Origin of the sequence: Rhizobium sp. NZLR1 (assembly GCF_017357385.1) — a bacterium.
In the GTDB taxonomy this organism is placed as follows: Bacteria; Pseudomonadota; Alphaproteobacteria; order Rhizobiales; family Rhizobiaceae; genus Rhizobium.
Map to the genome: position 1 here is coordinate 1332747 of NZ_CP071632.1, position 22006 is coordinate 1354752.

Sequence of the window (22006 nt, forward strand, 5' to 3'; positions counted from 1 at the left end):
CATTTGACATTATCTGAGGCGGCCTGGGTGCCGAGGCTCCTCATTCGGCTGCATGAAGACCCATGAAGACCCCACAAGAGGGAGGGACTAAGCTGTGGTCCCTGGCGGTGACCAAAACGAGAAGTCTTGCTGGCTGTTACCGTTCTGCGGATTGCTGCGATGGAGGTTATGTGAAGCGGTGCGGCATTTCAGCCCTTCCCCCTTGTGGGGAGGGGTCTGGGCTGCGGTCAGAACCGGAGAGCAGTGATTAGCCTCCGGTTATCCCTTCACCGCCACCATGAAAATCCGCGGAAACCGCAGCAGCACCCGCCCATCCGACATCTTCGGATAGGCCTTTTCCACCCGCGCGAGATAATCCGTCAGGAAGGCCTGGCGATGCTTTTCGCCGGCATGGGTGAGATAGGGCATCAGCCCGGTGCCCTTCACCCATTCGACGATCGCCGCGCCATCCGCCATCGGATGATTGTAGATGGTGTGCCAGATATCGACGCGCGCGGCTTTGGCGATCAGCCTGGAATAATAGGCCGAAGGCGGGGCCAACGCCTGGCGGCGCACGCTCTTTTCCTCGAAGGCGGCCTTCCAGGCCCCCGCATGCGCCGTCTCCTCCATCATCAGATGCGAGGGTTCGCCAAGATTGTCGGGCATCTGCACCGCCAGCACGCCGCCTGCGGAAAGCCCGTCCATCAGCCGGTCGAAAATATCGAGATGATCGGGCAGCCATTGGAAGACCGCATTGGCAAACAGCAGGTCGGCCGGCTCCGTCGGCTGCCAGCTGCCGAGATCGGCTTCGACGAAGGCCGTGCCTGGAAGCCGCTTGCGGGCCGCCTCCAGCATGTTCATGTCGCTATCGAGACCGGAGACGCCGTCGGCCCCATAGCGCTCGATGATCAGTTCTGTCGAATTGCCCGGCCCGCAACCGAGGTCGACAGCGCGGCGAAGGCTTTGCAAAGGCACCTGCGCCAGAAGATCGCGCGCCGGTCGTGTGCGCTCATCCTCGAATTTCACATATTGATGGGCGGACCATGCCATGGGCGGTACCTCCTGATGTTGTGGCCGTCGAGCTTGACGATCTTATAGGCGATGCAAGCGCCCGCCGACCTTCACTCCGCAGACACAAGTATTTTGTCCACGCGCCTTCCGTCGAGATCGACGACTTCGAAGCGCCATCCGCCTCTCGTGAAGCTCTCACCCAGCTCCGGCAGATGTTTCAACTCTTCCAACACCAGGCCAGCCACGGTCTGATATTCGAGATCGTCATCGAGCTTGAGATTCAAGAACTCGGCGAATTCGTCGATCGGCGTCCAGCCGGACACCAGGTACGAACCGTCGTCTCGACGAGCGATGGCCTGCTCGTCGATAGGTCCCTCCTGGAGCGCCCCCATGATCGCTTCCAAAATGTCACCCGACGAGACAATCCCCTCGAAATGGCCGTACTCGTCAAAAACCAGCACCATGTGGACTGGCGATTTCCTGATGGCTTCAATCACATTGATCGCCGTTGAAAGGTCTGAAACCACCGGGACGTCTTGCGTCAGAGCCTTGATATCGGCAGTGCCGTGTTCCGACATCGAGTCGTAAAAGTCCTTGACCGGAAGGATGCCGATCACCTCGTCCGAACTGCCTTTCCGAACCGGCAGCCGAGACCGTTTCGTCCGGTGCAACTGAGTTCGAATTTCATCAAGGCTGTCGTCGATATCGATAATTTCGACGTCTCGTCGCGGCGTCATAAGCGCTCGGGCGGTGCGGTCCGCCAGGCGCATAACGCCGGATATCATCGCGGACTCTTCGCTTTCGATAACGCCGGCCGACTGCGCCTCGGCCAGAACAGTTTTGATCTCTTCGTCAGAGACGTTATCGCCACCTTTTCCGGCTTGGCCCAAGAGCTTGAGCACAAGATTTCCGGAGGCGTTCAGAAGCCACACGAGCGGCAGCGCGATTTTTGAAAGCACCGCCATAGCCGGTGCGACCTTCGCTGCAACGGCTTCGGGTTCTCGCAACGCGATCTGCTTTGGAACAAGTTCGCCGACAATCAAAGAAAGATAGGTGATTGCCACGACGACTGAACCGACGCCAATCGCGTCGGCGACCGTCGATGACATTCCCTGTGTCTCCAGCCATCCGGTCAAGCGGCTGCCGAGCGTGGCCCCTGAGAAGGCGCCCGAGAGAACACCGACCAGTGTGATGCCAATCTGAACCGTAGAGAGAAAACGACCGGGGTTTTCGGCAAGTTTGATTGCTTGCGCTGCACCCTTGCTCCCATGGTCAGAGAGAACCTTGAGGCGGGCTGTTCGAGAAGACACAACAGCCAACTCCGACATGGCGAGCACACCATTGACGATGGTGAGAAACGCCACAATTCCAATTTCCAGAAACACAGGGACCCTATTCGTTGAGGTTTCAATGCCGCATCGACAAGGCGACGCAGCGAGGTGTTCGACGAGGCGCTACATACGCGTCGCCCATCGTCATTCCGTCGTCGTATTACATCAGTGTCGCTTCCATCGGTCCTCAGAATTCCGTGAGGCGGCAAGCCCGACCCGGGTGGAAGGGTCGGAAATGCGGTCGAAAAACATCCGTGATTCGGCAAGAGCCGGCTATGCGGCGGCGCGTCGTTCGCAATGATCTGGAAGCAGGCCGCTCTCTGCGGGATGTACCCTGGGCGGGGCGGACACGAAGCCGCCTACAGTGGTCGCCAGCTTCCTCGGCCGGAAGATCTCGGCTGGAACGGGCGGAACTTGTACTGGATGGGTCGCTGTCAGGCATGTCGCAATTTTGGCGGTGAAACGGTGCCGGCGCAAGAGGCACCGGGCAAAAATCCTCATAGCCTACTGATGTGACAGTTTTGAAAACGGCGGCAGTACCGCGTTCTGATTGAAGGTTTTAAAAGTATTGTTCGTGTTTCCGCATGATGCCGAAAGCCGCTCGAAGCGGCCCGGCATCACGCGCTCGCGCCATCAAGCCGCCAGAATGGTGATCCCGTAAGCATTGGCCGCCGCGGTCATGCGGGCGATGGTCTCAGGCGAGGGGGCTTTCAGCGGCTCGGTCGTGCCTTCCGCTTCGATGAATTCGGCCATGTCGCGATCGACGATCGCGGAAAAGACAGCCGGGGCTGTCCCGCGGTTGGAATAGCCGTGCACCATGAAGGGCGGAATGGTGACGATATCGCCCGCGCCGGCCTCGATCTCTTCGGGGCCGTCGTCGGTGAGCCGCCAGATCGTCAAACGTCCCGCGAGGATGCGAAACACTTCCGGGCTCGCATGCGCGTGTTTCGGGGTGCGGCTGCCGGGCGGCACGGTGACGTCGAAGATGTTGAGCCAGGTTCCGCGGATACGGACCTGTCGCTCGATCCGGTCGCCGAGGACGAAAAAGCGCTTCGCGCCTTCGCCGGCAGGCATTGTCACAAATGAGTTGGACATCATGTCCCTTTCTTTTTTCGGGCTTTTCTCCCGGGGCTTTTTCTTGCGGGCGCAGCCGTTAGACCTTTGCACCGCCTTTGACAACAGCCTTGTTACCGAAGGCACCGTCGCCACATAGCTCGGGCATGGGACATGCCTCACGAAGCTGAGAGGCTGATATCGGTGCGACGGATCTATTTCGCAAGGTCCGCCAGCGCTGTGCCAGCCGTGCGGAAATGACAGGGCTGCGGCGTTTCGAAAGGCTCCGCGCCTGTAATACCGCCGACACAGAAGGGGCGCATAGAACGCGGCGGCTGTTCCGGCCGTCCCTTCACGCCGTCACGGCGTCATCGATGGAGCGCATCCATGTCTTCTCTTCCCGTCGTCGGCGCCGCCATGACGCTCGTTGAGCTCGAGCTTCACCGAAGCTGGCTCTTCGAAAAGTCCCGCGATCTCGAATTGCAGAGTTTCGTCGATGCCGAGGTTCTGAACGGCGACTGGGCGCCGCTCGCTGCGCGCGCCCGCAGGCTTCTCGACGGCCATACCGGCCGCCTCGGCATTCACGGCCCGTTCTGGGGTTTTACCATCGCCTCGGAAGATCCGGATATCCGCGCTGTCGTCACCCGGCGGCTGCTGCAGGGCCTCGACGTCTGCACCGCCATCGGCGCGACGCAGATGGTCGTCCACAGCCCTTACACCTCGTGGTCTTACAACAATCTCGACAACAATGACGGTGCCCGAGGGGATCTGGTCGAGCGCGTGCATCTGACGCTGCGTGACGCCGTCAGACGCGCCGAGGATATCGGCTGCACCATGGTCATCGAAAACATCGAGGACAAGGATCCCAGCATCCGCGTGGCGCTGGCCGAAAGCTTCAATTCGCCCGCCGTCGCCGTCTCGATCGATACCGGCCACGCCCATTATGCCCATGGTTATACCGGCGCGCCGCCTGTGGATTATTACGTCAAGGCCGCCGGCAACCGCCTGCAGCATGTCCATCTGCAGGATGCCGACGGCTATGCCGACCGCCACTGGAGCCTCGGTGAAGGCTCGATCCACTGGCACGCCGTCTTCGCAGCCCTCGCCAAGCTCGAAAGCAATCCGCGCCTGATCATCGAGATCAAGGACAAGTCGAAGATCCCGGCTTCCGCGGCCTATCTCGCCTCGATCGGCTTGGCCGAATAGGGTTCGTTGTCCGCCCATTCCCTCTTCTCCCCAGCGGGGAGAAGGTGGCCCGAAGGGTCGGATGAGGGGGCCGCACGGCACGCCATTCATGATTGCCCTTCGCATCCGCTCCGTGCATTCGCGGCTTCGCCGCTCACCCCCTCATCTGCCTGCCGGCATCTTCTCCCCGTTGGGCAGAAGGCAATCGTGGCGGCACCTTACTCCCTCCTGTGCTTGCCACAGGCGAGAGGGTGGAATTCCCTCATGAAAACCGGGTGATCACACTGATCCCCGTCGCCTCTGCCTTGTCGAGCGCCATCAGCGCCGGCACGGCCTCCTCCAGGCTGACCCGACGTCCGATCAGCTTCTGCGGCGCGATCTTGCCGGCGGCGAGCATCGACAGCATGGCGTCGTAGCGCCAGGCCTGCATGCCGTGGCTGCCGTAGATCTCCAATTCGTGGCCGATCACCTGCGCCATCGGAATCTGCGGCGTGGCATGTTCGCCGAGCATCAGCCCCACCTGCACATGCCGGCCGCGCCGGCGAAGATTCTTGATCGAGTTGAAACAGGTGGCGGGATGGCCGAGCGCGTCGATCGAGACATGCGCGCCACCCTTGGTGATCTCGCGCACCGCCTCCGCCACGTCGGCGACGCCTGAGGCATCGACCGTTGCCACTGCCCCGCATTCTCTGGCGAAGGCAAGTTTCTCCTCGGAGATATCGATGCCGATCGCATTCGCCCCGAGTGCGGTGGCGATCATGATCGCCGACAGGCCGACGCCGCCGCAGCCATGCACGGCGATCCATTCGCCGGGTCCGGTCCTCGCCTGGTCGGCGACGGCTCGAAACGAGGTGGCGAAGCGGCAGCCGAGGCTTGCCGCCGTCGCATCGTCGATCGTATCGGGCAGATGCACCAGATTGGTGTCGGCATAATCGATCGCCACATATTCGGCGAACGATCCCCAATGGGTGAAGCCCGGCTGGAACTGGTTGGGGCAGACCTGCTGGTTGCCGGAATGGCATTCGCTGCAATGGCCGCAGCCGGAAACGAACGGCACGGTCACCCGGTCGCCCATCTTGAAACGCATCACGCCGCGGCCGGTGGCGACGATCTTTCCGGCAAGCTCGTGCCCCGGCACATGCGGCAGGCGGATATCGGGGTCGTGTCCCATCCAGCCGTGCCAATCGCTGCGGCAGAGCCCGCTGGCGCCGACCGATATGACGACGCCGTCCTCGGAAGGCGTCGGATCGGGCAGGATGCGAATCTCGGGCGCCTGTTCAAAGGCTTCGTAGAACATGGCTTTCATCGGTGTCTTCCTTGTTCAGTGATTGCGCCCATGATGCATCCGCCAAGCTGCCATTCCAACATCCATTCCCATCACTTTTGCTGATGCACCCATCGCTCAAGTCACCGTTGTCGCGCACGAAAATTGCGGCCAGGCGTCATCCTCCGGCATTTTCTTGCTTCCATGTTTCCGGTCTGGATTTATCCTTGACCCGGCTTGCCGACGGGGTTTTTGCTCAACCAGCTTTTTAGGGAGGGCAGCATGGCCGTCGATACATCACCGCGTTCAACCACCTGGACTCACGTCGACGGGGAATGGCTCCCCGGCAATCCGCCGCTGATCGGGCCGACCTCGCATGCCATGTGGCTGGGCTCGACGGTCTTCGACGGCGCCCGCTGGTTCGACGGCATTGCGCCGGATCTCGACCTGCACTGCCAGCGCATCAACCGCTCGGCGCTGGCCATGGGCCTGAAACCGGTGAAATCGGCTGAGGAAATCGCCGCACTCGCCTGGGAGGGTGTTGCCAAATTCGAGGGCGCGACGCCGATCTACATCAAGCCGATGTATTGGGGCGAACATGGTTCGCCGGGCAGCGTCGTTTCCGTCGATGCGGAATCGACCCGCTTCGCACTCTGCCTGTTCGAGGCGCCGATGGGCGGCCATGGCGGCACCAGCCTCACCGTCTCGCCCTATCGCCGCCCGTCGCCGGAAACGGCGATGACCGAGGCGAAGACCGGCTCGCTCTATCCGAACAGCGGCCGGATGATCGCCGAGGCCCGCAGCCGCGGCTTCGACAATGCGCTGGTGCGCGATCTCAACGGCAACGTCGTCGAGACCGCCTCCTCGAATGTCTTCCTGTTGCGTGACGGCGTCGTGATGACGCCGGCCGCCAACCGCACCTTCCTGGCCGGCATCACTCGCGCCCGAGTCATGGGCCTTTTGCGCAAGGCCGGTTTCGACGTCGTCGAAGCAACGCTGTCGGTCGAGGACTTCCTCGCAGCCGACGAAATCTTCACCACCGGCAACTATTCCAAAGTCGTCGGCGTCACCCGCCTCGACAGCCGCGATTTTCAGGAAGGCCCGGTCACCCGCAAGGCGCTGGACCTCTACATGGACTGGGCCCACGGACGAAGCGAGAGTGAAGAGTGAGAAGCCGCTGCAATCGATCCAGTCAATCGATTGCAGCGACGAACGCCCGAAGCGCAAGCGAAGGGCTGGCGCTATCCCGCCGGCAAATCCCAGCCTGCGTCCACCCCCCCTCTGCCCTGCCGGGCATCTCCCCCACAGGTGGGGAGATCGGCAGGAGGTCATGCCTCGCTCTAAAATGACGACGTCTGTAAGGCCCGTTGTCTGGGGAAACCATCGCCCCATCCGATCTCTCCCCTTGTGGGGAGATGCCCGGCAGGGCGGAGGGGGTGCCATCGACCCCCGAGCCCATTCTAAAAAAATGTGAGAGCAGGCCTGCTTCAGGCCCTCACGTCATCCACTTCCGATGCTCCGCAAATCTCTCCGCCAACAGATCGATGAACAGCCGGACCTTGGTCGGCAGGTGGCTGCGGTTGGGGTAGACGGCGTTGATGTTGAATTCCACCGGCCGGTAGTCAGGCATGATCTTCACCAGCCGCCCTTCGGCGATGTCGTCGAACACCACGAAGCTCGGCGCCAGGAAGATGCCCTGCCCATTCAGCGTCAGGAAACGCAGCATTTCGGCGCTGTTGGAGACGACGTTGCCGCCGATCTTGACACTCTCCTGCTTACCCTCGCCATCCTCGAAGCGCCATTCGTCGCCATAGGGGTAATAGGCATATTGCAGGCAATTGTGATCGGCGACCTCGGCCGGGCTTTTCGGCATCGGGTGGCTCTCGAAATAGGCCGGCGAGCAGACCAGCATATGGCGCCAAGGCGTCAGCTTGCGGGCGACCAGCGACGAATCCGGCGGCGGCACGGTGCGCATCACCAGGTCGTAGCCGTCTTCGATCATGTCGACCATCCGCTCGCCGACGCTGAAATCGAGCGCGATCGACGGGTAAAGCTCCATATATTCGCTGACGACAGGCAGCAGGAACCGCACGATGGCGCTGCTGGTATAGACCTTCAGCGTGCCGCGCGGCGTCGTGTTCAGCGCCCCAGCCGTCCGATCCGCCTCGTCGAGTTCGGCGAGGATCTGCGACGAGCGCTCATAGTAATATTTGCCGGTTTCCGTCAGGCTGACCTTGCGTGTCGTGCGGTTGAGCAGCCTGACGCCGAGCCGGTCCTCCAGCGATTGCACGTGATTGCCGACCATGGTCACGGACATGTTGAGCCGGCGCGCGGCAGCGGAAAACCCGCCGCATTCCACCACGCGGCCAAAGACGGCGAGGCTTGTCAGTCGATCCATATTGTCTCCGGATTATCCGCTGAGAGTTGATGATCCTTCCCGATATAAGCAGATTATCAGAATGATTGGCAGGGTGCATTTTCCTTCGCATCGAACAGGGCCCCGCAGAGACGGGGCGACAGACGAAGGAGAAGGACGATGGTCGAGTTACCCCGCAAGGATGTTTTCGAAACTGCCGGACAGGCCGAGTTGATCTTGGCTGACGAAACCGCCCGGGCGCCCGTCGCCGAGGCGGCTCCCATGCCGGTCGCCGAAGCGCCGGTTTCCGACGCTCCCAAAAAGGCCGGCCGCGCGATATTCAAGCGCGCCGTCGTTGCCGCCGCGCTGCTTGCCGGCGTCGCCTTATCAGGCGATTTCGGCTACCGCTACTGGACGGTCGGCCGCTTCATCGAATCCACAGACGATGCCTATGTGAAGGCCGATTACACCACCGTCGCCCCGAAGGTCGCCGGCTATATCAGGCAGGTTCTGGTCAACGACAACGACGCGGTCAAGGCAGGCCAGGTTCTTGCCAGCATCGACGATCGTGATTTCCAGGCCGCACTTTCCCAGGCGAGAGCCAATCTGAAGGCGGCCGAAGCCGCCATCACCAATATCGATGCCCAGATCGCCCTGCAGCAGTCGGTCATCGGGCAGGCGAGCGCGACGATCGATGCTTCGCAGGCCTCGCTGGATTTTGCCGTCTCCGACGCCGCCCGCTCGGCCCGCCTCATCAGCAATGGCGCCGGCACCCAGTCGCGCGCCGAACAGACCCAGTCGGCCCGCGACCAGGCAGCTGCCGCCGTCGAGCGCGACCGGGCGGCGCTCGTTGCGGCGGAGAACAAGGTGCCGGTGCTCCAGAGCCAGCGCGAACAGACGGTCGCCGAGCGCGACCGGGCAGCTGCGGCGGCCCAGCAGGCCGAACTCAATCTGTCCTATACTGATATCGTCGCCGCCGTCGACGGCACGGTCGGCGCCCGGTCGATCCGTGTCGGCCAGTATGTCACCTCGGGCACGCAGCTGATGGCGGTGGTGCCGCTGCATGCCGTCTATGTCGTCGCCAATTTCAAGGAAACGCAGCTGACCTATGTCCGTCCCGGCCAGTCGGTCGAGATCAAGGTCGACAGCTTTCCCGATATATCGATCAAAGGTCATGTCGACAGCGTTTCGCCGGCAAGCGGCCTGGAATTCTCGCTGCTGCCACCGGACAATGCCACCGGCAACTTCACCAAGATCGTCCAGCGCATCCCGGTCAAGATCGTCATCGACGACCAGGCGCTGAGCGGCCTGTTGCGCTCCGGCATGTCGGTCGAGCCCGAAATCGATACCAAGGCTGCCCAGAGCGGGGCTGTTCAGGCGTCCAAGGCAGCCGAGGGGGGATTATCCAGCCACGCTGGATGATCCTTCTCCAAATTCCCGAATTATCACCCGAACCTCGTCATGAGACAGTTTTCCGCAAGAGCCGGAAGGAGATACGTCATGGCCACTCTTCAGATCGCCGCCAACAGCAATTCGCGCAAGCCCGCCGCTGCAGCGCCCGTGCCCGCAGCCCTGAGCCCGCTTCGCATGTGGACGGCCGTTGTCGGCTCGACGCTCGGCGCCTTCATGGCGGTGCTCAACATCCAGATCGTCAATGCCTCGCTTGCCGATATTCAGGGCGCCATCGGCGCCGGCAGCGATGACGGCGGCTGGATCTCGACCTCCTATCTGATTGCCGAGATCGTCGTCATCCCCTTGAGCGCCTGGCTGGCGCGGGTCTTTTCCCTGCGCAACTATCTGCTTGTCAACGCCATCCTCTTCCTGATCTTCTCCATCGCCTGCGCCTTTGCGGCCAACCTGCAGCAGATGATCATCCTGCGCGCCATTCAGGGCTTTTCCGGCGGCGTGCTGATCCCGATGGCCTTCACCATCATCATCACGCTGCTGCCCAAGGCCAAGCAGCCGATCGGCCTTGCCCTCTTTGCCCTGTCGGCCACCTTCGCGCCGGCGATCGGCCCGACGATCGGCGGTTACCTCACCGAGAACTGGGGCTGGGAATATATCTTCTACGTCAACCTGGTGCCGGGCGCGCTGATGGTCGCCATGCTGTGGGCCTCGCTCGACCGGGCGCCGATGAACCTGAAGCTGCTTGCCAAGGGTGACTGGCCCGGCATCGCCACCATGGCGATCGGGCTCGCAGCCCTGCAGACCGTGCTGGAAGAAGGCAACAAGGAAGACTGGTTCGGCTCCGATTTCATCCTCCGCCTGTCGGTTATCGCCGCCGTGTCGCTGACCCTGTTCATCGTCATCGAGCTAAGGGCGGCCCATCCGCTCCTCAACCTGCGCCTGCTGCTGCGCCGCAACTTCGGCTTCGGCATCGTCGCCAACTTCCTGCTCGGCATCGCGCTCTATGGTTCGGTCTTCGTGCTGCCGATCTATCTGACCCGCATCCAGGGCTATAATTCCGAGCAGATCGGCATGGTGCTCGCCTGGACAGGCATCCCGCAGCTGCTGCTGATCCCGCTGGTGCCGCAGCTGATGAAACGGTTCGACGTTCGGCTGCTGATCATCGTCGGCTTTGCCCTCTTTGCCGCCTCGAACTTCATGAACGTGCATATGACCGGCGACTATGCGAGCGACCAGCTGTTCTGGCCGAATATCGTCCGCGCCATCGGCCAGGCGCTGGTCTTCACCCCGCTCTCGGCGATCGCCACATCAGGCATCGAACAGGAGAATGCCGGTTCGGCTTCGGCGCTCTTCAACATGATGCGCAATCTCGGCGGCGCCGTCGGCATCGCCTCGCTGCAGACCTTCCTGTCGAAGCGCGAACAGTTCCACTCGAACATTCTGACCAACTCGGTCTCGGTCTTCGAGGAAGCCACCCGCGATCGTATCGCCAGGCTCACCGGCTACTTCATGAGCCACGGCGTCAGCGACCAGGCGCTCGCCGGCCACAAGGCCGTCGTCGCCATCGCGCTCAAAATACGCAAGCAGGCCAATATCATGGCCTTCAGCGACACCTTCTTCCTGCTCGGCGTCGCCCTCGTCGTCGCCCTGGTTGCAAGCCTGCTGCTCAGGAAACCCGGTCAGCTCTCAGGTGGCGGTGCTCACTAACCCCGCGCGCCCTTAAGGAGGACAACGCCATGATATCAGCGATCCATGCTCCCGATCTCGATCGGTTTCAGCCAAAGGCCGCCGGCCATGCCGTCAGCGCCGGGGCGCTGCTCTCGATCATCGAGTGGCTTTCCGGCGATGAGTGCCATGCGCTCGACGAAGCGGGCCTCGTCTCCGGCCTCGGCCGCAGGCTTCAGGCGCTCGGCCTGCCGGTCGACCGGTTGACCCTGCATCTGATGACGCTGCATCCCGAGTTCATCGGCCGCACCATCGCCTGGGCGCCGGGCGAGCCGGTCGAGATCCACGACCGGGAACACGGCGCGCGGGTCGCCATCGCCAATACACCGCTGCGCAAGGTCATGGAAACCCGCGAACCGCTGGTCGTCGATACAAGAGACAGCGTGCATGGCCGCTGGCAGCATATCGATGTTTTCGCCGATCGCGGCCTGATGCAGCTTGTCATCGCGCCGCTCTGCAATGTCGACGGTCCGGTTAGTGCCGCCGTCTTCGGCACCAGGCGACCGGGCGGCTTCACCGCCTCGGAGCGGCAGCTGATAGAGCGCATCCTGCCGGCGCTGCGCAACACCAGCGAGCTGCGCATCCTTCGCCAGGTCGAGCTCAGCCTGCTCGATACCTATATCGGCCCGCTGACGGCCAGCCGCATTCTTGCCGGCCGCATCCGCCGCGACGAGATCGAATCGATGGAGGCGGCCCTGCTGCTCTGCGATCTGCGCGGCTTTACCGAACTGTCGAATCGGCTGCCCGGCAGCACCGTGCTCGGCCTGCTCAACGCCTATTTCGACAGGATCGTGCCGGCCATCACCCGCGAGGGCGGCGAACTGCTGAAATTCATGGGTGATGCCGTGCTCGCCTTTTTCCCGGGTTGCGACGCGGCCAATTCCTGCGGCGCCGCTCTTGCCGCGGCCCGTGCCATCCTCAATGAGATCGACCATTTCCAGTATGAGGGCATCGCCGTAAAGGCCGGCATCGCCCTGCATTACGGTGAGGTCAGCTACGGCAATATCGGCTCCGGCCGCCGCCTCGACTTCACCCTGATCGGCCGCGACGTCAACCTGGTCAGCCGCATCCAGACCGCCTGCAGCGAGTTGGGAGAGGTTTTGCTGATGTCGGAGCCGTTCCGCCAAGAGGCGGGGGCAGGGGATGTGGTGTCCGTCGGGGCGCATGGGCTGAAGGGGTTTGCGGAGCCGGTGGAGTTGTTCACGATCGTGCGGTAGGTGTGTGGTAGGACCCCAGGGCAGAGGGGGTGCCACACCTCTCACCCTTCCGCTATCTTCCTCCCATACTGCGCCAACCCCACAACACCGAGGAAGAATCCCATGACAGTACTGTCCGACGAACAAGGCGAGATTATCCGCGAGTTGGGCGTCGCCGCCGATATCGATCCCGATCACGAGATCGAGCGGCGAACCGATTTCCTCAAGGATTATCTCGTGGCCTCGGGCCTGCGCGGCTATGTCCTCGGCATCAGCGGCGGCGTCGATTCGCTGACGGCGGCGCTGATCGCCCAGAAGGCCGTGCGCGAGCTGCGTGACAGCGGCCATAAGGCCGAGTTCATTGCCGTGCGCCTTCCCTATGGTGTCCAGGCGGACGAGGCCGATGCGGAGAGGGCGCTTGCCACGATCGGCGCCGATCGTTCGATGGTGGTCAACATCAAAGAGCCGGCCGATGCGATGCTTGCCGCGGCCCGCAGCGGCGGCCTTGCTCTTGCCGATGCCGGTCGCCAGGATTTCATTCTCGGCAACATCAAGGCCCGTCAGCGCATGATCGCCCAGTTCGCCCTTGCCGGCGCGCTCGGCAGTCTCGTCATCGGCACCGATCATGCCGCCGAGGCGGTCATGGGCTTTTTCACCAAGTTCGGTGATGGCGCAGCCGATATCCTGCCGCTCGCCGGCCTCAACAAGCGCCGGGTGCGCCTGCTGGCAAAGCGGCTCGGCGCGCCGGATGAGCTGGTGTTCAAAGTGCCGACCGCCGATCTCGAGGACCAGCGGCCGTTGCGCCCCGACGAGGAGGCCTATGGCGTCAGCTATGACGAGATCGACGATTTTCTAGAGGGCAAGCCGGTCGGCGAGATCGCCCGCCGCCGCATCCTCGCCGCCTATCGCGCAACCGCCCACAAGCGCGCTCTGCCGGTTGCCGTCAACGCGCTGTGAGGGCGGGCCCCCGCCGGCAAGCCCCATCCGGGAGATTGACACGGCATGCACTCTATAGGCTGTCATCGTCTGGCGCATTGTCATCTCCTGTCGTTGGGGAGCCGGCTCTTCGGCTTTCACGGGAGGCAAGATGCGGTCGGCGCAGCCTTTCGATATTCCGGGAAGTTCGGGAAGGATCATCCGGCGCCGGCGGATAATCGCCGGCGCCGGCAATGCCGTCAATTGCCTTTCACGTAGCCGAGCGCCTCGATGATCCTGCCGTCCGTCACCCGCATCAGGTTGACGCCGCGCACCGATTGCCCTTCGTTCTCTCCCCAGCAGAAGCGCCAGAGGAGGATACCGCGTTCGCCGGTGACGATCATGTCCTCGGAAACGAACCAGGTGCCGGGGGTGGTTGCGATCCCGCTCCAGAGTTCGATGCAGGCCGCCCGCCCGACATGGCGGGATCCGTTCGGCGCCGGCTGCGTGTTCTCGACGATGCAGTCTTCGCCGACAAGTTCATCGAGTGCTGCGGGATTGTGCGACAGGAACACATTGTTGAACCGCCGCAGGATCGTCTCGGTCGAAGCCGCGTTCATGGCCGCACCGGCGAGCCCGTTCGCCCCGACGAGGCGACATAGGCATGCGGCGCGAAATAGACGCCGTCGGCATCGAAGGCTTCGAGATCTTCGGCCTGCATCGCCTCGCGCACCTTCGGGCGTTCCGCCACGCGGCCGAGGAAGCCAAGCAGCGCCGGCCATTTTCTGAGATCGACATCGATCCAGGGCGACCAGTTCAGGCAGACGAAGAGATAGGCGTCCGCCACCGTGAAGGCATCGCCGGTGAGATAGGGTCCGGCAATGCGGCCGTTCAGCCAGGCGAGCCGCTTTGAGATTAGCGCGCGGATCTCCGCATGGACGCTGGCATAAAGCGGGTTGAACAGCATTACCATCGGCTTGTGCAGTTCGGCGGTGATGAAATTCAGATAGGATTGCACCTCGTTGCGGCTGATATTGCCGACCTCGGGCAGCATGGCTGATCCCTGCGGCACGCTGTCGGCGAGGAATTGCACGATCGCCGGCCCCTCGGTCAGCACTTTGCCGTCGTCGAGCAGCAGCGCCGGGACATAACCGTTGCCGTTGATCGAAAGGTAGTCCTGCCCGTCGCTCGTTCTGTTGGTTTGCCGGTCGACCTCGACCAGTTCGATATCGAGCCCCAGCTCCCGGCAGACGATATGCGGCGACAGCGAGCAGGCAGCGGCGTTCATATAGAGTTTCATGGCGATTTCCTCTCTCAGTTCCTCTCTTGGCGCAGCCGGTCGATGCCGGCTGTTCATGCCATTGAACATTTGTACTGTTTCGCATAAAATAACGTTCGTCAAGAATTTAATGCGAAACGGTACAAAATATGAAGGATGAAAAGAAGCGCGGCCGCCCGAGGGGTTTCGACGCCAAGGCCGCACTCGCCAAGGCGCGGGATGTCTTCTGGGACAGGGGCTTTACCGCCGCCTCGCTCGACAATCTGAGTGCCGCGACCAAGCTCAATCGTCCGAGCCTCTATGGCGCCTTCGGCGACAAGGAGGATCTCTATCTCGATACGCTGGAGGGTTACCGGCAGGACGGCATGGATGCGCTGGCTGAGGCGCTCGATCCGTCACTTCAGCTGCGCGACAATCTCGCACGCGTCTATGCCGGCGCGTTGGCGGTGTATCTGCATGGTGAAACCGCCGCGCGCGGCTGTCTCCTGATCGGCACGGCAACGGTCGAGGCGGTCGAGCATGAGCGGGTCCGCGAGGTGCTTGGCCGCAGCCTCAGCGATTTCGACGGCGAGATCGAAAAGCGCATGCGCCTTGCGGTTCAAAGCGGCGAGCTTCCGCAAGGCGCCGATCCGCAGATGCTGGCAATGCTCGCCTCCGCCGTCATGCATTCACTCGCAGTCCGCGCCCGCGCCGGCGACAGCCGCGAGACGCTGGAAGCGATCGCCAGCTCAGGCGTCGAGCTGATCTGCGGGAGCGTCCAGCGAAGCTGACTGGGGGTCCGTCTCGGCATCCCGCGGCCGCACCATCCAGGCATAGGCAGCACCGCCGAGAAGCAGCACCGAGGTGCCGAGGAAAACCGCCCGCATGCCGATATGGCCGCCGACAAAGCCGCCGAGGACCGGACCGGCCACCTGGCCGATATATTGCGAGGAGATGGAAAGCCCGAGAATGCTGCCGGCCGCGCTATCCGGCACGCTGTGGCGGATGACGGCGGCGATGCAGGGCAGGAGCCCGCCGAGTGCTGCGCCCATCAGGAAACGCAGGACGATCAGCTGCCAGGAACTGGTGACGAAGGCCTGCGGGATCAGCAGCAGTCCGGCGACGGCGAGCGCGCCTGAAATCACCGGCCAATGGCCGATCCGGTCGGCAAGCTTGCCGAGCCGCGAGGCGGAAAGAATGCTGCCGAGGGCGGCGGCCGACATGACGATGCCCGAAATCATCGTGACTTGGTCCGCGACCGGCACGATCTGCGCGACATAAACGGTGATGATCGGCTCGATCGACATATTGGCGAACATCAACAGCATGCCGGTTGCCAGCATGGCGATGACAGGCCGTTTGTCGCCGATGGATTTCCAGCCGCCGCTGGCCTTGGCCGCCTGTTTGCGGGCCGGCGACTTCTCCTCCTTGATCAGCAGGATCGTGGCGAGAAAGGCGAGGAAGATCATGCCGCCGGCCGCCAGAAACGTGGCGCGGATGCCGATGACCGGCGGCAGCGCCCCGCCAATCAGCGGCCCGACGAGATTGCCGGCCATGATGCCGGAAGAGAGAACGCCGAGCGCCCAGGCCGAGCGGTCCTTCGGCGTCTGCGTCGCCACCAGCACCATCGAGCCGGAGGCATAACCGCCAGCAAGGCCGACGAAGAGGCGCAGCGCCACCAGCTGCCAGACATTACCGGCCATGCCCATCAGCGAGATCGCCACCGTCATGCCGAGGCTGGCGCGCACCAGCATCAGCTTGCGACCGTAAATATCACCGAGCCGTCCCCAGATCGGCGCGACGAGAGCCGCGGCCAGGAAGGTGGCACCATAGGCGATACCAGACCATTGCACGATCGCCGCATGGTCGCTGACGCCGAGTTCCTCGACATAGAGCGGCAGGAAGGGCAGCAACAGCGTCATCGCCACGATCGTCGTGAAAGAGCCGACCAGCGAGATCGCGAGGTTGCGCTTCCAGTAGATCGAGCCTGCCCTAGCGCTCGCCGCGTCCAATTGAGTATCGGTCATTCCTTGCCTCGGCGTCGATCATGAAGGCGCAGTTGCGCGGCAATCTGGATCATCTCGGATAAAAGTGTTAGATATAACTGATTGCATAACGCAATCGGATAATCGGAGGATATTGCCATGAACGATATGCGCACGAGGCAACAGACAGTCCGCGATCTCTACGCCGCCTATCTCGAAGACCGCAAGGATAAAGTCGACGCCATGCTGGCGGAAGATTTCACCTTCTCCAGTCCGCGTGACGACCATATCGACCGGGCCACGTATTTCGAGCGCTGCTGGCCGAAGGAGCCGTTCTTCCGTGCTATCCACATCGAGTTCCTGGCGGTCGACGGCGACGAGGCTGTTGTTCGCTACCGCGCCGAAAAACTCGACGGCGGCAGCTTCTGCAACATAGAAAGCCTTCGTTTCCGCGGCGACAAGATCGCCGCCGTGGAAGTCTATTTCGGCCGCAATCTCTGATCGCGGCTGGCGCGGTTTACAGGATCCGAATTGCCGACGTGACGATGATGACCATCGAGACCGCCACCATCAGCGGCCGCACCGGCAGCCGCTTGACGAGGACGGCGCCAAAGGGCGCGGCAATGACGCCGCCGATGATCAGGCCGATCGCCGAATTGAGCTCCGACCAGCCGAGCGTCAGGATGAAGGTCAGCGAAATCGTCAGCGTTACCGCGAATTCGGTGAAATTGGTCGAGCCGATCACCCGCTTCAGGTCATGGCCGCGCCCGATCAGCGTGCTGGTGACGACAGGTCCCCATCCGCCGCCGCCGATCGCATCGAGCACGCCGCCGCAAAACCCGACGGGCGGCACGGCCCAGTCGCGCACCTCGCGTTTTGCCGGTGGCCGAAAGGCCTTGTAGAGAATTAGCAAGCCGATCGCGATCAGGTAGGCCGACACGAACGGTGCGATCACCCTGCCGTCGATATTGGCCAGCAGATAGGCGCCGATCGCGCCGCCGATCATGCCGGCCGGTGCCAGCCGCCCCACCAGGCGCCAGTCGACATTGCGATGATAGGCATGCGAAATGCCCGACGCGGCCGTGGTGAACATCTCAGCCACATGCGTCATCGCGCTGGCATTGGCCGCCGGCACCCCGAAGGCAAGAAGACTCGTCGTCGACAGCACGCCGAAGGCCATGCCGAGTGCTCCGTCGACGATCTGCGCGCAGAAGCCCACCACGATGAAGAAGAAGATATCCGATGTCATGCGGTCCCCTCAGACGAACGGTAGCATCAGAATCCGCGATGCGGAAAAAATCTTAATTCAAGCGGAAAGTCCGCGCTGTTTCAGCCGAACAATTTTGAAGAAGCCGTTCGGAAAGACCGGCAGGATTTCGACGGCGGAAAAATCGCCACGCCGCTCGGCCCAGGCGAGGATACGGTGGATGCGGAAGGCGGAGGACCAGCCGATGTGACGCACCAGCGGCGCCACCGCCGCCTCGATCGCGCCCTGCAGACCGGCGCCGTCTCCAAGCTTGCTGGCCAGGATGATTTCGCCGCCCGGCCGCAGCACCCTGGCGCATTCGTCGAGCGCCCGCTCGGGCTCGGGGATCAGGGTGATGACGAAGGGCAGGCAAACCGCATCGAAAGACCTGTCGGCAAAGCTCAGCGCATGCGCATCCATCACGTCAAGCGCCTGGACGTGCTGCAGATCCTCGCGTTTCGCCTTTTCGCGCGCCCGGGCGAGCATGTGTTCGGAAATGTCGATGCCGGTCACCCGGCAGCGGCTGGCATAGTGCCCGAGCGTCAGGCCGGTGCCGACGCCGACCTCCAGAACATCGCTGCCGGCTGCGGCGGCAAGCGCCGCCAGCTTGCGGTGGCCATCACGGAGAATGCCGCGACAGACGCGGTCATAGACCGGTGCCCAGCGCTGATAGATTTTCTGTTGATCTTCCGCGCTGCTGCGAAGCTCCGACATGCCGCACCTCCCTGAAGCCCAGGCCTCAACTCCTAAGGGTAGGTTCCGGTTCCGCTCGGATTGTGACCGAAGGCACAAAATCGCCTGGCAGGCCGACCCGCGGCTGCCTATTTTGCCGGCATGAGCCCAAGCTCTTTGGCGTCCAGCTCGCTGCCGATCTCGACGGTTTTCTTTTGTTTGTCGTAGACGCAGATCTGGGCGATCAGCCCCTTGGCGCCCTTCGGTTTCCCCGTCAGCAGGGCAAGCCCGTAATGGGAAGTGCCGAAGGGATCGACGGCGGCATTCGGATTGTCGATGGCGACAGCCGCCGTCTTGCACTTGGCCTCCACGTCAGCCGCCATCTGTTTCCAGGCCTCATCCGAGGATGCGTGCGCCGCAGCTGAGAGCAAGGGAAACGTGGCCATCGCCAGCAGCGGGATTATATTCCTGTTCATATCGGGTCTCCATTGAGGTCAATCGCGGGGAAGCGGTTTTCGGTGCGGATATCCCAAGCAATTTGCAGGCGCGATTCCATCGCGGCAACTGAGGCAAATTTTCCTCCGACGGATCGTTTTTTGATATTTCGCCGGTTGCCTCTCCCCCTTTCCCCTCCTATGTTCCGCCTCACCTGCCGATGACGCAATCTATTGCAAGGAGATCTGATATGGCTTTCGAATTGCCTGAACTTCCCTATGATTACGAAGCGCTTGCTCCCTTCATGTCGAAGGAAACGCTGGAGTTTCACCACGACAAGCACCATAAGGCCTATGTGGACAACGGCAACAAGCTTGCCGCCGAAGCCGGTCTTTCGGATCTCTCGCTCGAAGACGTGGTGAAGAAGTCGTTCGGCACCAATGCCGGCCTCTTCAACAACGCTGCCCAGCACTACAACCACATCCATTTCTGGAAGTGGATGAAGAAGGGCGGCGGCGGCAACAAGCTGCCGGGCAAGCTCGAAGCGGCCTTTACGTCCGATCTCGGCGGCTACGACAAGTTCAAGGCCGATTTCGCCACTGCCGGCGCCACCCAGTTCGGCTCCGGCTGGGCCTGGGTTTCCGTCAAGAACGGCAAGCTCGAAATCTCCAAGACCCCGAACGGCGAAAATCCGCTGGTTCACGGCGCCACCCCGATCCTCGGCGTCGACGTCTGGGAACACTCCTACTACATCGACTATCGCAACGCCCGCCCGAAATATCTCGAGGCCTTCGTCGATAGCCTGATCAACTGGGACTACGTCCTGGAACGCTACGAAGCAGCCACGAAGTAAGCGGCCCCGGACTCGCAGCCCACGGGCGGCGATGTCAGTCAGCCTCTTCGAACTTGGCACCCGGCGCCTCAAACGCCGGGTGTTTCGTTTTGAAAGACAAGCCGTCACATCCCTGTCATCGGCCGCTCCTAATCACGCCCCATGTCTTTTTCTGCTCTTCCCCTGTTCCGCTTCGGCATCATCGCCGACCCGCAATATGCGGCAATCCAGCCGCATGCGGCCATGGACCGCTATTACGCCAACAGCCTCGCCAAAGTTGCCGAGGCGATCGAGGTCTTCAACGGCGAGGAATTGAGCTTCGTCATGACGCTCGGCGATATCATCGACCGCAGCTTCGCAAGCTTCGACGATATCCTGCCGGTCTACGGCAAGCTGAGGCATGAGGCGCTCTTCCTGCTCGGCAATCACGATTTCTCGGTCTCCTCCGGCCATCTCTCCGAAATCGCCGCCCGTCTCGGCATGCCATCGCCCTATTACAGCGTCTCGCGCCACGGCTGGCGTTTCATCGTGCTCGACGGCAACGAAGTCAGCACCTTCGCGCCGCCCGAAGGCCATCCGCATCGGGCGCTGGCCGCACGGATGCTGACCGTGCTGCAGGAGCAAGGCGCCAGAAATGCCCATCGCTGGAATGCTGCGCTGAGCGACGAGCAGTTCACCTGGCTCGGCGATGAAATATCAAGCGCAGCCGCAGCCGGCGAGAAGGTGATCGTCATGAATCACTATCCCGTGCATCCTCCCGGTGAGCACGACATGTGGGATTGCGACCGCATCGTCGCGCTGCTCGCCTCGCACGACAATGTCGTCGCCTATCTCAACGGTCACAACCACGTCGGCAATTACGGCAAAGCCGGCGCCTGCCACTTCGTCAATTTCAAGGGCGTGGTCGACACCGAGACCGAAAACGCCTTCGCCATCGTCGAAGTCTACCCCGACCAGATTGAAATCCGCGGCTTCGGCCGCGAGGAGAGCCGGACGTTGGCTTTTTAGGCTGGGACGGCTGTACGGCTCTTTTGTGCTGCTCGGTTTATCCTGCGCAGGGATCGTCAGAGGTAAGCCGGGTGCGCCCTCGATGGAGCACCTAAGGCGCCAGTGCGAGTCTGGTGCAGCGCGCCCACACCCTCCGTCATCCTCGGCCTTGAGCCGAGGATCCATGCGCGCTGCTGATAGAGGCCAACGTGGATCCTCGGCTCAAGGCCGAGGATGACGGAGGAGGGATAAATGTCGGCAGTCCTTTGGCGGCGTCGAAGATGTGCCAGGCACGAAAGGCGCTTCACCAGGCTCATGACACTGACCCCTGCTCGTGGCTCAAACGCCGCCAAACGTGTTCGCACAAACGCCCGGCTATTACACAGGCACTGCCTTCTCCGTCCAGCCGCTGGTCCACAACTCCCGCAGTCGGTCGCCGTCCCCCTTGAAGAAATCCTCGCTTGCCGCGCAGTACTCCACCCGGTCGCTGCGAAAATTGCGAATCGCCTGGCGCAACTCGCACCAGGCGACGATATTGGCGGTCTGCGAATAATAGATCAGCGCGATCGGCCGGATCGTCCGTTCGCTGGCCCGACCAACCTCGTCGCGGTAGTCGAGCATCAGCTTGCGTTCGTCGCGGATCGCCCGGCGCACGATCGCAAGATCGAAGCCAGCCGGCTGGGCGATCGAGCCCCAGGCATAGAGCGCTTTGCTGTCCATTGCCTGGCGCAGCGGTGCCGGCACAGCGCCGGCAATCTTCTGGTTGACCCGGCGCGCGGCCTGCTTCAGCTCCTCGTCGGCCGTCCGTTCGAGCAGCGCCAGCGACAGCACGATCGCCTCCATCTCTTCGATCGAGAACATCAGCGGCGGCAGGTCGAAGCCCGGCCGCATGATATAGCCGATGCCGCGCCCGCCCTCGATCGGCACGCGCATCGCCTGAAGGGCGGCGATGTCGCGATAGATCGAACGCACGGTCACCTCAAGCGTCTCGGCGATAACAGCCGCCGTCATCGGTTTTCTGGCGAGCCTCAGGATCTGAATGATCTCGAAAAGCCGCGAGGCCTTGCGCATTTTGCCTCTCCCATCCCTTACGCTCCTGACAATACACTGTCAGTTGGGTTCCCGTATAGAGCCGCCTATCAGATTGAAATCAATTAGGGTCTCTGAAA

22 protein-coding genes are annotated in these 22006 nt (G+C 62.5%); 10 read left to right on the forward strand and 12 right to left on the reverse strand.

The window, feature by feature from the left end; genetic code table 11:
* Nucleotides 1–258: 258 nt before the first annotated feature.
* The 3 genes from tam to J3O30_RS06700 form a co-directional block, all read right to left on the reverse strand.
* On the reverse strand, nucleotides 259–1029 hold the full coding sequence (tam, locus tag J3O30_RS06690) for a trans-aconitate 2-methyltransferase (RefSeq protein ID WP_207583458.1): 771 nt from the start codon (nucleotides 1027–1029) through the stop codon (nucleotides 259–261).
* Nucleotides 1030–1100: 71 nt separating this feature from the next.
* The gene (locus tag J3O30_RS06695) at nucleotides 1101–2375 is read right to left on the reverse strand and encodes a hemolysin family protein (RefSeq protein WP_207583460.1); all 1275 of its coding nucleotides are present in this window, start codon (nucleotides 2373–2375) and stop codon (nucleotides 1101–1103) included.
* A gap of 579 nt (nucleotides 2376–2954) precedes the next feature.
* Nucleotides 2955–3419 (reverse strand): cupin domain-containing protein, encoded by a 465-nt coding sequence (locus J3O30_RS06700; RefSeq protein WP_207583461.1) that lies wholly within the window; start codon nucleotides 3417–3419, stop codon nucleotides 2955–2957.
* Between the two features lie 342 nt (nucleotides 3420–3761).
* On the opposite strand from J3O30_RS06700, the gene J3O30_RS06705 reads away from it, so the two are divergent.
* Nucleotides 3762–4580 (forward strand): sugar phosphate isomerase/epimerase family protein, encoded by an 819-nt coding sequence (locus J3O30_RS06705; RefSeq protein ID WP_207583462.1) that lies wholly within the window; start codon nucleotides 3762–3764, stop codon nucleotides 4578–4580.
* A 241-nt stretch (nucleotides 4581–4821) separates the two neighbouring features.
* On the opposite strand, the gene J3O30_RS06710 is transcribed toward J3O30_RS06705, so the two are convergent.
* A complete protein-coding gene (locus J3O30_RS06710) occupies nucleotides 4822–5865 on the reverse strand; it encodes a zinc-dependent alcohol dehydrogenase family protein (RefSeq protein ID WP_207583464.1) in 1044 nt (347 codons plus the stop codon).
* 240 nt (nucleotides 5866–6105) lie between these two features.
* Here J3O30_RS06710 and J3O30_RS06715 point away from each other — a divergent pair, with 240 nt between their 5' ends.
* Nucleotides 6106–6993, forward strand: coding sequence for a branched-chain amino acid aminotransferase (locus J3O30_RS06715; protein WP_207583465.1), 888 nt, complete (start codon nucleotides 6106–6108; stop codon nucleotides 6991–6993).
* 325 nt (nucleotides 6994–7318) lie between these two features.
* Here J3O30_RS06715 and J3O30_RS06720 read toward each other — a convergent pair whose 3' ends face one another.
* Nucleotides 7319–8221, reverse strand: a complete 903-nt coding sequence (locus tag J3O30_RS06720) for a LysR family transcriptional regulator (protein ID WP_207583466.1) — start codon at nucleotides 8219–8221, stop codon at nucleotides 7319–7321.
* 138 nt (nucleotides 8222–8359) lie between these two features.
* On the opposite strand from J3O30_RS06720, the gene J3O30_RS06725 reads away from it, so the two are divergent.
* The 4 genes from J3O30_RS06725 to nadE all read left to right on the forward strand — a co-directional run bounded on the left by J3O30_RS06725 (nucleotide 8360) and on the right by nadE (nucleotide 13464).
* Complete coding sequence (locus J3O30_RS06725; protein WP_207583467.1) at nucleotides 8360–9601, forward strand: HlyD family secretion protein; 1242 nt, start codon at nucleotides 8360–8362, stop codon at nucleotides 9599–9601.
* Nucleotides 9602–9679: 78 nt separating this feature from the next.
* Nucleotides 9680–11293 (forward strand): MDR family MFS transporter, encoded by a 1614-nt coding sequence (locus J3O30_RS06730; RefSeq protein ID WP_207583468.1) that lies wholly within the window; start codon nucleotides 9680–9682, stop codon nucleotides 11291–11293.
* Between the two features lie 29 nt (nucleotides 11294–11322).
* The gene (locus J3O30_RS06735; protein ID WP_207583469.1) at nucleotides 11323–12528 is read left to right on the forward strand and encodes an adenylate/guanylate cyclase domain-containing protein; all 1206 of its coding nucleotides are present in this window, start codon (nucleotides 11323–11325) and stop codon (nucleotides 12526–12528) included.
* A gap of 102 nt (nucleotides 12529–12630) precedes the next feature.
* Nucleotides 12631–13464 (forward strand): ammonia-dependent NAD(+) synthetase, encoded by an 834-nt coding sequence (gene nadE / locus J3O30_RS06740; RefSeq protein ID WP_207583471.1) that lies wholly within the window; start codon nucleotides 12631–12633, stop codon nucleotides 13462–13464.
* Nucleotides 13465–13682: 218 nt separating this feature from the next.
* Here nadE and J3O30_RS06745 read toward each other — a convergent pair whose 3' ends face one another.
* Together J3O30_RS06745 and J3O30_RS06750 are read right to left on the reverse strand one after the other, a co-directional pair.
* Nucleotides 13683–14042, reverse strand: coding sequence for a nuclear transport factor 2 family protein (locus tag J3O30_RS06745; protein WP_207583472.1), 360 nt, complete (start codon nucleotides 14040–14042; stop codon nucleotides 13683–13685).
* A complete protein-coding gene (locus tag J3O30_RS06750) occupies nucleotides 14039–14722 on the reverse strand; it encodes a glutathione S-transferase N-terminal domain-containing protein (RefSeq protein WP_207583473.1) in 684 nt (227 codons plus the stop codon). Before J3O30_RS06750 ends, J3O30_RS06745 begins: the two co-directional genes overlap by 4 nt.
* A 128-nt stretch (nucleotides 14723–14850) precedes the next feature.
* Between J3O30_RS06750 and J3O30_RS06755 the strand changes: the two genes are divergently transcribed.
* Nucleotides 14851–15471: a TetR/AcrR family transcriptional regulator gene (locus J3O30_RS06755; RefSeq protein WP_207583474.1), complete on the forward strand. Its 621-nt coding sequence runs from the start codon at nucleotides 14851–14853 to the stop codon at nucleotides 15469–15471.
* Here J3O30_RS06755 and J3O30_RS06760 read toward each other — a convergent pair.
* The gene (locus J3O30_RS06760; protein ID WP_207583475.1) at nucleotides 15430–16707 is read right to left on the reverse strand and encodes a multidrug efflux MFS transporter; all 1278 of its coding nucleotides are present in this window, start codon (nucleotides 16705–16707) and stop codon (nucleotides 15430–15432) included. The genes J3O30_RS06755 and J3O30_RS06760 overlap by 42 nt on opposite strands.
* A 117-nt stretch (nucleotides 16708–16824) precedes the next feature.
* Here J3O30_RS06760 and J3O30_RS06765 point away from each other — a divergent pair, with 117 nt between their 5' ends.
* Complete coding sequence (locus J3O30_RS06765; protein ID WP_207583476.1) at nucleotides 16825–17166, forward strand: nuclear transport factor 2 family protein; 342 nt, start codon at nucleotides 16825–16827, stop codon at nucleotides 17164–17166.
* A 16-nt stretch (nucleotides 17167–17182) separates the two neighbouring features.
* Here J3O30_RS06765 and J3O30_RS06770 read toward each other — a convergent pair whose 3' ends face one another.
* From J3O30_RS06770 to J3O30_RS06780, 3 genes are all read right to left on the reverse strand, one after another.
* Nucleotides 17183–17914, reverse strand: a complete 732-nt coding sequence (locus J3O30_RS06770; protein ID WP_207583477.1) for a sulfite exporter TauE/SafE family protein — start codon at nucleotides 17912–17914, stop codon at nucleotides 17183–17185.
* A gap of 57 nt (nucleotides 17915–17971) precedes the next feature.
* Nucleotides 17972–18625 (reverse strand): methyltransferase domain-containing protein, encoded by a 654-nt coding sequence (locus J3O30_RS06775; RefSeq protein ID WP_207583478.1) that lies wholly within the window; start codon nucleotides 18623–18625, stop codon nucleotides 17972–17974.
* 107 nt (nucleotides 18626–18732) lie between these two features.
* The gene (locus tag J3O30_RS06780) at nucleotides 18733–19059 is read right to left on the reverse strand and encodes a hypothetical protein (protein ID WP_207583479.1); all 327 of its coding nucleotides are present in this window, start codon (nucleotides 19057–19059) and stop codon (nucleotides 18733–18735) included.
* Nucleotides 19060–19268: 209 nt separating this feature from the next.
* Here J3O30_RS06780 and J3O30_RS06785 point away from each other — a divergent pair, with 209 nt between their 5' ends.
* Together J3O30_RS06785 and J3O30_RS06790 are read left to right on the forward strand one after the other, a co-directional pair.
* Complete coding sequence (locus J3O30_RS06785; RefSeq protein ID WP_003546549.1) at nucleotides 19269–19871, forward strand: superoxide dismutase; 603 nt, start codon at nucleotides 19269–19271, stop codon at nucleotides 19869–19871.
* Between the two features lie 141 nt (nucleotides 19872–20012).
* Nucleotides 20013–20858: a metallophosphoesterase gene (locus J3O30_RS06790; protein WP_207583480.1), complete on the forward strand. Its 846-nt coding sequence runs from the start codon at nucleotides 20013–20015 to the stop codon at nucleotides 20856–20858.
* 357 nt (nucleotides 20859–21215) lie between these two features.
* Here the strand turns inward: J3O30_RS06790 and J3O30_RS06795 are convergent, their stop codons facing one another.
* Nucleotides 21216–21908, reverse strand: a complete 693-nt coding sequence (locus J3O30_RS06795; protein ID WP_207583481.1) for a YafY family protein — start codon at nucleotides 21906–21908, stop codon at nucleotides 21216–21218.
* Nucleotides 21909–22006 lie beyond the last annotated feature (98 nt).